Source organism: Chryseobacterium manosquense (genome assembly GCF_014623485.1).
GTDB classification, from domain to species: domain Bacteria; phylum Bacteroidota; class Bacteroidia; order Flavobacteriales; family Weeksellaceae; genus Kaistella; species Kaistella haifensis.
The window spans coordinates 87,942-101,139 of sequence record NZ_CP060203.1 but is presented as its reverse complement, the minus strand read 5'-3'; the positions used below and the strand labels follow the sequence as shown (position 1 = coordinate 101,139).

Genomic DNA, 13,198 nt, shown 5'->3' with positions numbered 1-13,198 from the left:
ATTTTACTTGGTTGCCTTATAAATCGTTGCGATTCCTAAACTTAGTTTTTTATATTCCACTTTCTTGAAACCGGTATTTAGAAGAATGTTTTTCATTTTTTCACCATAAGGAAAAGCGTTTACCGAATCCGGAAGGTAGGTGTAAGCTCTGTTGTCTTTGGAAACCAGTTTCCCGATTTGTGGCAAAATATTTTTAAAATAAAACATATAAAAAGGTCCTAAAAAGCCTTCCACTTTAGAAAATTCTAAAATATATACGCTTTTTTCCTCCTTCACTACTCTTCTGAGTTCTGCTAATCCTTTTTCTAAATTCTCGAAATTTCTTACTCCAAATGCAACGGAAACAGCATCGAATTTATTGCTTTCGAACGGAAGGTTTTCCGCATCACCTTTCTGCATGGAAATTTGCTGATCCAAGTTGAGTTTCTTGATTTTCTCGATTCCCACGTTCAGCATTTGCTGGGAAAGATCCAAACCTACTACTTTCGCCGAAGTTCCTTTTTGTACGGCAATGGCCAAATCTCCGGTTCCTGTCGCTACATCTAGAACTTCTTTCGGTTGGTCTTTCTGCATCCATTTTACCAAAGTATTTCTCCAGAGCACATCTATTTTCATAGAAAGCACGTGGTTCAGTAAGTCATATTTGGGAGCGATATTGTCGAACATGTCTTCAACTTCGCTCTTTTTCCCTGCTTTTGTGTTGTATGGTTTTACTTGGCTCAAAATGCTTTATTTAAAATTGATAGTATTCTTTATAATAATTGAGAAAATCCTGTTTTCTGAAAATCTTTGTTCGGGATTCTATTTTCTGGACGTTTTTTACCACTTTATCGTAATCTTCGTCAATATTGAAGTAGAAATCGTCAGTATATAATTTATTGAAGAGTTTGGGCTCGTTAAGATAGTTTTTCCCATCAATGATAGTAGCACCACGAGCGGCGATCAGTGAATCTTTGTTGAGTCCATAACCGTAAAATTGCTCATTGATATAGTAATCTTGATGCGCAATATTCAGCAAACCCCGATCTTTATTTACTACAAAACCAGAATCGTAGAGCATTTTCTTCTGTCCATCGAAAACCTTAATTTGGTTTTTCCCTTTCGATAAATCTACCTGAAGTTTCTGTCCGGGAGCGATAATATTTTCAGCTTCATTGTTGATTTTGAAATAAAATGTATCGTTGGTAGGATTATCGACCAGAAAATAATTTCTTTTAGCTAAAAACAAAAAATAAATTCCAAACGCAAAGAGCACCGCAATCACCGATATAATCAAACCTTTCGTGGACGCACTCATTTTCATAATTTATTCTTGAAAAAACTTTTGCAAATTTAATAATAATTTTCATTTAAGCCGATACAATATAATTCTTAACTTTGTCGGAAATTTTCAAAAAAAATATGCCCAATACAATCATTATAGGTTCAGGAAGTTATATTCCTAAAAAAGTTATCGGCCGGGAACACTTTATGGATTCAGTTTTCTACACTGACGAAGGTGAAAAAATCGATAAACCCAATCCGGAAATCATCCAAAAATTTGTGGACATCACAGAAATAGAAAATCGAAGATATCTGGAAGATGATGAATTCAATTCGGATCTTGGACATAGAGCTGCAATGGAAGCTATTGCTGATGCCAAAATTGATCAAGAAGAACTTGATTATATCATTTGTGCCAGCAATTTTGGCGAGGTGGATAAAAACGGAATGACTAATTTCATGCCTTCTATGTCTGCACGCATCAAAAACAAATTGGGAATCCTCAACAGGAAATGCATCAATTACGACATGATTTTCGGTTGCCCAGGTTGGATAGAAGCAATGATTTTGGCTGATACTTTAATTAAAGCAAAAAGAGCAAAACTGATTTTGGTGGTAGGTACCGAAACCTTGAGCCGCGTAACTGATCCTTTCGATAGAAACAAAATGATTTTTGCGGACGGAGCCGGCGCTGTCGTAGTAAAAGCTACTGATGAAGAAAATGTAGGAATTATCGCTGATGCTACTATTTGTGATAATAATTTAGAATTAAATTACCTGGAAAATGCACCTTCATTGAAAAAAGATGAAGACAGAAGACCTCTTTACATCAGAATGCACGGCAGAAAAATCTATGAATACGCGTTGAAATACGTTCCGGATGCGATCAAAGAAACCATCGATAAAGCAAATTTAACTATTGATGATATCGATAAAATATTGATCCACCAAGCCAATGCTAAAATGGATTATGCAATGATTTCGAGATTGCACAAGCTCTATGGAAAAACTGATTACAGCCACGATATTGCGCCAATGACGATTCAGGAATTCGGAAATTCGTCGGTTGCTACAATTCCTACGATGTTTGATTTAATCAGAAAAGGAAATATGAAAGGTCATCAATTCAAAGACAAAGGAAATATCGTATTCGCTTCCGTTGGTGCAGGAATGAACATTAACGCGATTGTTTACAGATTTCCTTAATCATGTTTTTTGAAATAATATAGTTAAAAATTAAAAGCGCAAAATTTTTTTTGTGCTTTTTTATTGAAATTCTCCTATGCAGAAAAATTTTTTAATCATCACCGGAATCATTTTTATTCTGGAATTTTACGTTTATCAAGCGTTCAAAACCATCGCTTCCAACAATTGGTTGCGTATCGGATATTGGGCCGTAACACTGTTGGTGTACGGCTTCTTACTTTATGAATTACTCAATTTCAGGCGAAGCGACCGAGATCATCATCGCATACAAATAGTGTCTTCTATTTTTTTAATTTTTCTAATTCCTAAACTTTTCATCGTTTTTTTCCTGTTAATTGAAGATATCGGGAGGTTTTTTAAGTACTTATTTACTTTTTTCGCAAGACCGGAAAGTTATTTTCCCGAGCGAAGACAATTCATCAGTCTCATCGGATTAGGAATTGCCGGAATTTTTTCTGCTTTGGTAATCGATGGAATTATCTTCGGGAAATACCGCCACCGCGTAAGAAAAGTGAAATTAAACATCGCTGGTTTGCCCGAAATTTTCAAAGGTTACAAAATCGTTCAGATTTCTGATGTCCATTCGGGAAGTTTTTTTCATCCCGAAAAATTGCAGAAAGCAGTGGATTTAATCAATGAACAAAAAGCAGATTTAGTGCTATTCACTGGTGATATGGTGAATAATTTTGCCAGCGAATTTGCGCCATTTGTACCATTATTTTCTAGCATTCAAGCGAAAGACGGGAAATTTTCAGTTTTAGGAAATCACGATTACGGAGATTATGCCGAATGGAATTCCGCTGAAGAAAAAGCCCAAAATATTCCCAATTTAATTCAGTTACAAAAGCAAGCCGGCTTCGAAATGCTGAGAAATGAACACCGAGTTATCCAGAAAAATGGTGAAAAGCTCTATATTCTCGGGGTTGAAAACTGGGGCGAAAAACCTTTTCCACAATACGGTGATTTAAATAAGGCTTCCGCCGGAATCCCCGCTGAGGCAGCGAAAATATTGATGAGCCACGATCCTACCCATTTCGATGCGGTGGTGAAAAACCACCCTGCCAATGTACAACTCACACTTTCCGGACATACCCACGGAATGCAATTTGGCCTCGATTTGAAAAATGTTCGTTGGTCTCCTGTGCAGTATCGATATAAAAAATGGGCGGATTTATATGAAAGTTCGGGTAAATATCTCTATGTAAACCGAGGTTTCGGCGTAATTGCCTTCCCAGGAAGAGTTGGTATTGAGCCGGAAATCACTTTGATAGAACTTGTTTAATTAATTTTTTTTAGTCTAATGATTTCATTTAAAAAAGCCACAAAAGTTGATATTCCACTAATTCAGGAATTGGCAAAAAAGTCGTGGAATTCAGCTTATCAAAACATTATTTCGCAAGATCAAATTGATTATATGTTACAACAAATGTATTCGGAAGAAGAAATTTCCAATCATTTGGAAAATCCGAATTATCAATATTATTTAATTTTAAAAGCTGAAACAGCGGCTGGATTCATGGGTTTTGAATTTCACTATGAAAATGCTACTACGAAACTTCATCGAATTTATCTTTTGGAGGATTTCAAAGGTCAAGGTCTCGGAAAAGCCGCAATAAATTTCTTAAAAGAAAAAACTTCCGAAACTTCCGACAAAAGAATCATTCTGAATGTAAATAAAAACAATAACGCAAAGCAAGTATATGAATCACAAGGATTTACAACTTACAAAGAAGACGTTTTCGATATTGGAAATGGATATGTAATGGATGATTTTTTGATGGAATTTTTCCTTTAATCATTATTAAATTGCTCATTAAAAATTTTTTGGTACAATTTTAGAATGTCTAAAATCATAACATTAAAAAATAAACCTATGACACGAGCAAATTTATTCACCAAGATTCAGATGCTAGCATTAGCATTATTCGCAAACTTCGCTGCAATTATCGTAAAAGCACAAGACAAAGCTGCGGACTTAAAAGTTGATGTTGATGTCAATAAAGGAAGCGACGCAATGGGCGCAGAATGGATGAGCAACCCGATCGTTTGGGTAATTGGAGCAGTAGTTCTAATCATCATCATCGCATTGATCACCAGAGGCGGCGGAAGCAAATAACAAACTATACATAATAAAAAATCCCGAATGAATTTTCGGGATTTTTTTATTATCAAAAAATTTGATTTTTATAATGCTAACGCTTTTTGGTAAGCGTTTTCAATTCCATCCAAGTTTTTTCCGCCTGCAGTAGCAAATCCTGGATTTCCACCACCTCCACCTTGGATTTCTTTCGCCAAATCTTTCACGATATTTCCGGCGTGGTATTGAGCTTCCAAATCCTGCGAAACACCTACCGTAATCATCGGTTTTCCATCCGCATCGGAAATAATGATGATCACAGCGTTTTCAACTTCTTTTTTCAACTGAAAAACGATATCTTTCACGCTACCAGCATCCATTGAAACTTTTTTCACCAATAATTTTTTGCCACCATTTTCTACAAAATCATTTTTCCAGTTGGCAGTTTCACCTTTGGCTTTCTCTTTTTTCAAAGCTTCAACCTCAGATTTCAAAGTGGCGTTTTCTTCGATTAATTTTTCTACAGATTTTGCTAAATCTTTGGATTTCAGCAAAGCAGAAATTTCTTTGATCTGAAGTTCCAAATTCTGGAAATATTCCGCAGATTTATCTCCGGAAATCGCTTCAATTCTACGGATTCCTGCAGCGGTAGAACTTTCATTCTGAATTTTAAAATAGCCGATTTCACCGGTATTTTTCACGTGTGTTCCTCCGCAAAGTTCCCGTGAAGTCCCGAACTGAATCATTCGAACGGTGTCGCCGTATTTTTCACCGAAAAGAGCCATTGCTCCTTTCTCTAAAGCCTCTGCAATTGGGATATTTCTAAATTCTTGTAACGCAATATTTTCTTTAATTTTTGCGTTCACTTTATCTTCAACCAATTTCAATTCTTCCTCGCTCATTTTTGAGAAATGTGAAAAATCGAAACGGAGATAATCGGGACCAACAAAAGATCCTTTCTGCTCAACGTGAGTGCCCAAAACTTCGCGCAAAGCTTCGTGCAACAGGTGCGTTACCGAGTGGTTCGCCTGAGTGTTTTTTCTGTCCGCGGTATTCACTTTTGCATAAAAAACTGCACCCGCATCTTTCGGCAAATCTTTAATTAAAGAAACAATCAAATTATTTTCTTTGCGAGTTTCCAAAACCTCAACAACGTCGCTGCAATTCGTGATATCAAAAACATCAGGGTTTGCAATATCGAAACCTTCGGTATAACTTGGAATCAAAAGTCCTTTGTCACCGATTTGTCCACCACCTTCAGGATAAAAAGGTGATTTCGAAAGTACTATTTGGTAAAATTCACCGTCTTTATTTTCAATTTTTCGGTAGCGAGTGATATATGTTTCAGCTTCTGTTTGGTCGTAACCAACGAAAACTTCTTGTTTTTCTTCTAAAATAACCCAATCGTGAACTTTTTGAGCCGATGATTTCTTGGAACGCTGTTTTTGCTTTTCCATTTCCTCATCAAAACCTTTTTCATCAACGGTTAAATTCTTTTCTTCAGCAATAATTCTCGACAAATCCGCCGGAAAACCATAAGTGTCATACAATTCAAAAACCTCAGCTCCAGGAAGTGTTTTTTCGTTTCTGGATAGCGTTTCATTGATAATTAAATCGATTCTTTTCAAACCGTGCTCGATGGTTTTCAGGAAAGAAGTTTCTTCTTCTTTTATAACTTCAGTTACCAATTTTTCCTGTTTCACCAATTCTGGGAAAAATTCGCCCATTTCTTTTTTCAAAACTGCTACCAATTCGAAAAGGAAAGGCTCTTTCATCCCTAAAAAACGGTAAGAATACGAAATTGCTCTTCTTAAAATTCTTCGGATTACATAACCCGCTCCGCCGTTTGAAGGAAGTTGTCCATCGGCAATTGCAAATGCTACCGCACGAATATGATCGACTACAACACGAATTGCAATATCTTTTTCGTCTTCCAAAATTCCGGCATATTTCTTCCCTGAAAGTTCTTCAACTTTAGCTATTAAAGGCGTGAAAACATCGGTATCATAATTAGATTTTTTTCCTTGCAAAGCCATACACAAACGCTCAAAACCCATTCCTGTATCCACATGCTGCGAAGGTAATTTCTCTAAAGAACCATCAGCTTTTCGGTTGAATTCCATGAATACATTATTCCAGATTTCCACCACTTGCGGATGATCATTATTAATCAGATCGATTCCCGGAACTAACGCTTTTTCCTCTTCAGAACGCAAATCAACGTGAATTTCCGAGCAAGGTCCGCACGGTCCGCTCTCGCCCATTTCCCAGAAATTATCTTTCTTGTTTCCGTTGATAATTCTGCTTTCGTCAATGTGGGTTTTCCAGTAGTCGTAGGCATCCTGATCGCGTTCTAAGTTTTCAGACGCATCCCCTTCAAAAATAGTTACGTAAAGATTTTCTTTTGGAATTTTATAAACTTCCGTCAACAGTTCCCATGCAAAAGCAATCGCTTCTTTCTTGAAATAATCGCCAAAAGACCAGTTTCCGAGCATTTCGAACATCGTGTGATGGTAAGTATCGCGACCTACATCATCCAAATCGTTGTGTTTCCCTGAAACTCTTAAACATTTTTGGGTATCGGCAATTCGAGGTGCTTTCGGTTGTTTGTAACCAAGAAAATAGTCCTTAAACTGCGTCATTCCGGAGTTGGAGAACATCAATGTAGGATCATCTTTCAATACAATAGGCGCTGAAGGAACGATAAGATGTCCTTTTTCTTTAAAATAATCTAAAAACTGTTTTCGTATTTGTTGTGAAGTCATAGTTGAGTTTTGCTGTTAGCGGTTGCTTTTGGCTTTTTGGTAAGCATGCAAATTTAGGAAATTTTGGGAGAAAATTGAACGCAAATTCGCTACCGGAAAAATTATCTGAAGTGATGAGGGAGAAGTAATTAAAAAAAATTCGTCTCGCTAAAAAACGAGACGAATCAACATCACTTATTACACTTAATAAAAAAAAATTATTCTTATTTCATTTCCATGGCTTTAACTAAAATCTGAATATTAATTTCATTTTTAATTAAACCATTTTCAATTGGCATTTGGAATTTTACTCCAAAATCTTCTCTATTGATATCTTTAGGTTCAGTGGCAATGCTTACAATGCCGTCTTTAACCGAGACATTGGCATTAAACTGTACCGGTTTTGTAATTCCTTTAATGGTAAGATTTCCTTCTAAAACAGTGTTGTAATCGCCTCCGGAAGTATTTTCAGAAACCTTTGTAATTTCGTAAGAAGCTGTAGGGAATTTTTCTACATCGAAGAAATCGGCACTTTTTAAGTGACCGTTCAATTTATTCAATTGCTCGGGATCATCTTTTAAATCAACGGAAGTCAGCGAATTCATATCTGCTACAAATTTCCCACTTTCCAGTTTTCCTTTATTTGCAGTTACTTCCCCACTTTCAAACTTTATAGTTCCGAAATGACTGGTATTGTCGGTTTTCACCACTTTAAAACCTTTCCATTCTATACGGCTATTGAGCGTATCCAACACGAAAACATCTCCTTCTTTTGTGGTAGAAACAGTATTGCTTTCGCTGGTTAACGGTTTATCTTTCCCGCAAGAAACCAGTAAAATTCCCGCAATAAATGCTGAAAAAATTGTAGTTTTGAATACCGTTTTCATTTAGAAAATTGAATTTTTAATTGTTTCCGCTAAAATAATAAAAAAATTCAGATTATTTATAAAAATCTTATTTTCGCAGTATGCTTTTAGAAATCAATCAATTATTTTTTTCATACACGCCCGAAAAAAAACTTTTTCAAAACCTCAATCTGCGAATTAGCGAAGGCAAAATTATTGCTCTTGCCGGCGAGAGCGGTTGTGGGAAATCCACTTTGCTGAGCTTAATTTATGGCTTGCTCGATTGGGAAAAAGGAGAAATTATTTTCTCTGGAAAACCGATTTTTGGGCCGAAGAAAAACCTTGTTCCGGGAGAACCAGAAATGAAATTGGTTGCACAAAATTACGATTTAATGCCATATGCGACCGTAGCAGACAACGTTGGGAAATTTATCTCAAACATTAATTTGACTGAGAAAAAAGCGAAAGTAATGGAATTGCTCAAGGTCGTTGGGCTGGAAGAATACGCATTGATTTTGCCTAAATATCTAAGTGGAGGCCAACAGCAAAGGGTTGCGATTGCACGCGCGCTTTCAGTAATGCCGAAACTGCTTTTGTTGGATGAACCCTTCAGCAATCTCGATTTTTCGCGCAAAATTGAACTCAGAGAAAAATTATTCAATTATGCGAAAGAAAAAAATATTTCGATGCTGATTTCTACGCACGAAATACAGGAAGTGATGCCGTGGCTAGACCAGATAATTGTACTGCAGGAAGGAAGATTGATCCAAAACGATTCGCCCATAGAAACTTACAAAAACCCTTACAATGAATATGTTGCAAAACTTTTTGGTGAAGTGAATGTATTTTCCGATGAAGAAAAAAAACTTTGGAATCTTGCAAAAACCTTCTGGTTTCCACACGAAATAAAAATTTCAGTTAGCGAAAATCAGCAACAATTAAATGCAAAAGTTTTGGAAAGCCGCTTCGCAGGAAACCATTTCTGGAACAAAATTTCCTGGAACGACAAAAAATTGGTTGTTTATACCAACCATGAATTAGTAGGCGATGTAAACATCGAATTCATTTAGAATTTTCATTTTCATGAAAAAATATCAGGGGAATTTTTTGCACTTATCAAAGTAAAAACCTAACTTTACACTTCCCGAATAAGGAAATTTTTGGTTAATTCTCTTTCTACCTTTAAGACGAAATTAGTTCGGTTCTCGAACAACCAAGTCCGGAAAAGAACCCTGTCCAAATCTTTCCTTTTTTTATGCCCAAAAAGTAAAAAACACGCCGAAACGTGTTTTTTATATTGTTATTTGAAAATTATTTACGCTTTCTTTACAAATTCAGATTTCAAAGCCATTGCTCCGAAACCATCAATTTTACAATCGATATTATGATCGGAATCTGGTCTCAAACGGATATTTTTCACTTTCGTTCCGGCTTTTACTGGTTTTGGCGCACCTTTCACCGGCAAATCTTTCATCACGATCACCGAATCGCCATTCTGCAGCTCATTTCCGTTGATATCTAAAATTTTATCATCATTTGATGTTTCTTTCGGATCCCACTCGTGAAAACACTGGGAACAAACCATCAAGTTATCCTGTTCATAGGTAAATTCGGATTGGCATTTCGGGCATATAATAGCGTCGCTCATTTCTTCAATTTTTTATCATCCAAAAATACGATATTTAATGATGCTTGTCAATATAGCACGATCACTAAAATTTTAACTACAAAAAAACGGTTCCCACTTTCTGTTTTAAATTCTGTATTTTTGCAAAAAATTTTAGGTTAAAAAACTAAAATTCAACTATTAAAATCTCCCAATGGAACTTATACACAGAAACCTCCTCATCGGAATTCACGATGCTTTGCAAGAAACTTTTTTTGAAGATAAAAAATACGCGGACAAGGTCATAGAACGCCTTTTGAAAGCCAACAGAAAATGGGGCAGCGAAGACCGAAAAGTAGTTTCACAGATTTTCTACGATATCATCCGTTGGAAAAAACGCCTCGAATATTACATGGGCGAAGGCGCAAAACCAGGCAACATCTATAAAATGATTCTCGCATATTGCCTTTGGACCAAAACACATTACAAAAAATTTGAAGAGTTTGACGGAATTAAAAATGCCGACATCCTCAACAAACTCAAGAAAAATACGGTTCCTACGAAAGCGGTGGAATATTCAATTCCTGAATGGCTCGCCGAAACTTTAGAAAAAGAATTGGGCAACAAATGGGAACGCGAAATGGAAGCACTGAACGAGCAAGCTCCCACGATTCTTAGAGCCAACACCCTAAAAACCACGGCAAAAGAATTGATTTCCGATTTGAATGACGAAAATGTAGAAAGTTTCCAGATTAGAAATTATCCTGATGCAGTTCAGCTTGCGGAAAAGAAAAACGTTTTCCTTACTTCGGCTTTTAAAGATGGCTTGTTCGAAGTTCAAGATGCTTCTTCGCAGAAAATTGGTGAACTTTTGGACGTTCACGAAGGAATGCGCGTTGTAGATGCTTGCGCCGGAGCCGGTGGAAAAACTCTTCACTTAGCGGCTTTGATGAAAAATAAAGGTCAGATTATCGCTTTAGATATCTACGAATGGAAACTCGCAGAACTGAAACGCCGCGCTAAAAGAGCCGGGGCTCACAACATCGAAACAAGATACATCGACGACAATAAAGTCATCAAAAGACTTCATGAAAAAGCCGACAGACTGTTAATCGATGCACCATGTTCAGGTTTGGGAGTTTTGAAAAGAAACCCCGATTCTAAATGGAAAATCGACCAAGATTTCATCGACAGAATTAAAAAAGAACAACAGCAAATTCTTCAAGATTATTCTAAAATTTTGAAAAAAGGCGGAAAAATGATTTACGCAACTTGTTCTATTTTGCCAAGTGAAAATAACGAACAGGTGGAAACTTTCCTGAAAAACAACGACGGATTTTCTTTAATAAAAGAAGAAAAAATAATGCCGAGCGATGGTTTCGATGGTTTCTACATGGCGTTAATCGAAAGAAAAGCGTAATTGAAAAACTAATTAAAGATAGTAGCAGACAAAAATCTGCTATTTTTTTTGGAATTTTTTCCGCTGAAAAGTACAGAATCAGCGATTGAACTTAAATTTTTCCTTTCTAAAAATTAATTTTAGTAAAATTTTCATATTTTATTAATTTTTGTTTCTATTTTTAATCATTTGCAATATGTTTGCAGTAGAATTTTAATTAAAAGTTACCAAACTAAAAATATTTGAATTATGTGCGGAATTGTATGCTTGTTTGATGCCAAACAAAAAACCGAAACACTAAGACCTCAGGTTTTAGAAATGTCTAAAAAAATTCGTCACCGCGGACCAGATTGGAGCGGAATTTTTCAGGACGAAAAAGTAATTTTCTCCCACGAAAGATTGGCGATTGTTGACCCAACTTCTGGGAAACAGCCTTTATTTTCTAATGATAAAAAAATCGTTCTCGCCGTAAATGGTGAAATTTACAACCACCGCGAACTTAGAAAAGAATTTCCGGACTACGATTTCCAAACCGAATCCGACTGCGAAGTAATCATTCCTTTATTCAAAAAATACGGAAAAAATTTCGTGGATAAACTGAATGGAATTTTTGCTTTCTCCTTATATGATATCGAAAACAATGTCTATTTTGTTGCCCGTGATCACATGGGAATCTGCCCACTTTACCAAGGTTGGGATCAACACGGAAATTATTATGTAGCTTCTGAACTTAAAGCTTTGGAAGGCGTTTGCAAAACCATTGAAACATTTTTACCGGGACATTTTCTTTACAGCCCCGAAGGTTACGAATTGCAGCAATGGTACAAAAGAGATTGGGAAGATTTTGAAAACGTAAAAGACAACACCACCGATTTGGCGGAACTGAGAAAAGCTTTGGAAGAAGCCGTTCACAGACAATTGATGAGTGACGTTCCTTATGGCGTTTTGCTTTCCGGTGGATTGGATTCTTCGATTATTTCTGCAGTAACTGCAAAATATTCCCGAAACCGCATCGAAAGTGGCGACACTCAGGAAGCTTGGTATCCACGTTTGCACAGTTTTGCGGTAGGTTTGGAAGGAAGCCCGGATTTGGTAGCTGCCCAGAAAGCTGCGGATCATATCGGTTCTATTCACCACGAAGTTCATTTTACCGTTCAGGAAGGTTTGGATGCGGTTCGCGATGTTATCTATCATCTGGAAACTTATGATGTAACCACAGTTAGAGCTTCTACACCGATGTATTTATTGGCAAGAGTCATCAAATCAATGGGAATTAAAATGGTACTTTCCGGCGAAGGAAGTGATGAATTATTTGGAGGATATCTGTATTTCCACAAAGCGCCGAACGCAAAAGAATTTCATGAAGAAAACGTTAGAAAATTAGGAAAACTTCACTTATACGATTGTTTGCGCGCCAATAAAGCATTGATGAGTTGGGGAATCGAAGGTCGCGTTCCTTTCTTGGATAAAGAATTTATGGATGTTGCGATGCGCCAAAATCCAAAAGATAAAATGGTGACCGCTCACGAACCAAAAATCGAAAAATGGATGCTAAGAAAAGCTTTTGAAGATTTGTTGCCGAAATCTATCGCGTGGAGACAAAAAGAGCAATTTTCCGACGGAGTTGGCTATTCATGGATTGATTCCTTAAAAGAAGTTGCCGAAAAAGAAGTGACAGATGAGATGATGGTGAATGCAAAATTCCGATTCCCGCTGAACACGCCACAAAACAAAGAAGAATACCGCTACAGAACCATTTTCGAAGAGCATTTCCCAAGTGAAACCGCCGCCGCTACAGTTCCATCGGTTCCGTCGGTTGCATGCTCCACTCCTATCGCTTTAGAATGGGATGAAGCTTTCAAAAACGCCAACGATCCAAGTGGTAGAGCCGTGAAAACAGTTCATGAAGACAGTTATTAATCGATATTTACATTTAAAAAATTTGAAATACCCTTAAGAAGTTTAAGCTTTTTAGGGGTGTTTTTTTGGAGTGAAGATTATTCAAGATAAACATTCTTCATGTTCAAAAATTTTTACTTACCTTTGACGTTAGTAACG

General features: G+C 36.7%; 12 protein-coding genes. 7 read left to right on the top strand and 5 right to left on the bottom strand.

The window, feature by feature from the left end; genetic code table 11:
- Nucleotides 1–3 precede the first annotated feature (3 nt).
- The gene (gene ubiE / locus H0S70_RS00490) at nt 4–726 is read right to left on the bottom strand and encodes a bifunctional demethylmenaquinone methyltransferase/2-methoxy-6-polyprenyl-1,4-benzoquinol methylase UbiE (RefSeq protein ID WP_188322164.1); all 723 of its coding nucleotides are present in this window, start codon (nt 724–726) and stop codon (nt 4–6) included.
- A gap of 7 nt (nt 727–733) precedes the next feature.
- Nucleotides 734–1,303: a hypothetical protein gene (locus H0S70_RS00485; protein ID WP_188321296.1), complete on the bottom strand. Its 570-nt coding sequence runs from the start codon at nt 1,301–1,303 to the stop codon at nt 734–736.
- 98 nt (nt 1,304–1,401) lie between these two features.
- On the opposite strand from H0S70_RS00485, the gene H0S70_RS00480 reads away from it, so the two are divergent.
- The 4 genes from H0S70_RS00480 (at nt 1,402) to H0S70_RS00465 (ending at nt 4,585) form a co-directional block, all read left to right on the top strand.
- The gene (locus tag H0S70_RS00480) at nt 1,402–2,469 is read left to right on the top strand and encodes a 3-oxoacyl-ACP synthase III family protein (RefSeq protein WP_188321295.1); all 1,068 of its coding nucleotides are present in this window, start codon (nt 1,402–1,404) and stop codon (nt 2,467–2,469) included.
- A 76-nt stretch (nt 2,470–2,545) separates the two neighbouring features.
- Nucleotides 2,546–3,751 carry a metallophosphoesterase gene (locus H0S70_RS00475; RefSeq protein WP_188321294.1) on the top strand — a complete coding sequence of 402 codons (1,206 nt, stop codon included), beginning with the start codon at nt 2,546–2,548 and terminating at the stop codon, nt 3,749–3,751.
- Nucleotides 3,752–3,769: 18 nt separating this feature from the next.
- Nucleotides 3,770–4,264, top strand: a complete 495-nt coding sequence (locus H0S70_RS00470; protein WP_188321293.1) for a GNAT family N-acetyltransferase — start codon at nt 3,770–3,772, stop codon at nt 4,262–4,264.
- Nucleotides 4,265–4,342: 78 nt separating this feature from the next.
- Nucleotides 4,343–4,585: a hypothetical protein gene (locus tag H0S70_RS00465; protein ID WP_123904465.1), complete on the top strand. Its 243-nt coding sequence runs from the start codon at nt 4,343–4,345 to the stop codon at nt 4,583–4,585.
- Nucleotides 4,586–4,653: 68 nt separating this feature from the next.
- Here the strand turns inward: H0S70_RS00465 and alaS are convergent, their stop codons facing one another.
- Nucleotides 4,654–7,311, bottom strand: coding sequence for an alanine--tRNA ligase (gene alaS, locus H0S70_RS00460; RefSeq protein WP_188321292.1), 2,658 nt, complete (start codon nt 7,309–7,311; stop codon nt 4,654–4,656).
- Nucleotides 7,312–7,514: 203 nt separating this feature from the next.
- Nucleotides 7,515–8,177 carry a YceI family protein gene (locus tag H0S70_RS00455; protein ID WP_031503159.1) on the bottom strand — a complete coding sequence of 221 codons (663 nt, stop codon included), beginning with the start codon at nt 8,175–8,177 and terminating at the stop codon, nt 7,515–7,517.
- An 80-nt stretch (nt 8,178–8,257) separates the two neighbouring features.
- Between H0S70_RS00455 and H0S70_RS00450 the strand changes: the two genes are divergently transcribed.
- Nucleotides 8,258–9,205: a sulfate/molybdate ABC transporter ATP-binding protein gene (locus H0S70_RS00450; protein ID WP_123248324.1), complete on the top strand. Its 948-nt coding sequence runs from the start codon at nt 8,258–8,260 to the stop codon at nt 9,203–9,205.
- Between the two features lie 245 nt (nt 9,206–9,450).
- Here the strand turns inward: H0S70_RS00450 and H0S70_RS00445 are convergent, their stop codons facing one another.
- On the bottom strand, nt 9,451–9,783 hold the full coding sequence (locus H0S70_RS00445) for a zinc ribbon domain-containing protein YjdM (RefSeq protein ID WP_123904462.1): 333 nt from the start codon (nt 9,781–9,783) through the stop codon (nt 9,451–9,453).
- A gap of 172 nt (nt 9,784–9,955) precedes the next feature.
- Here H0S70_RS00445 and H0S70_RS00440 point away from each other — a divergent pair, with 172 nt between their 5' ends.
- Nucleotides 9,956–11,161, top strand: a complete 1,206-nt coding sequence (locus H0S70_RS00440) for an RsmB/NOP family class I SAM-dependent RNA methyltransferase (RefSeq protein ID WP_031503164.1) — start codon at nt 9,956–9,958, stop codon at nt 11,159–11,161.
- 228 nt (nt 11,162–11,389) lie between these two features.
- The gene (gene asnB, locus H0S70_RS00435) at nt 11,390–13,060 is read left to right on the top strand and encodes an asparagine synthase B (protein WP_188321291.1); all 1,671 of its coding nucleotides are present in this window, start codon (nt 11,390–11,392) and stop codon (nt 13,058–13,060) included.
- Nucleotides 13,061–13,198 lie beyond the last annotated feature (138 nt).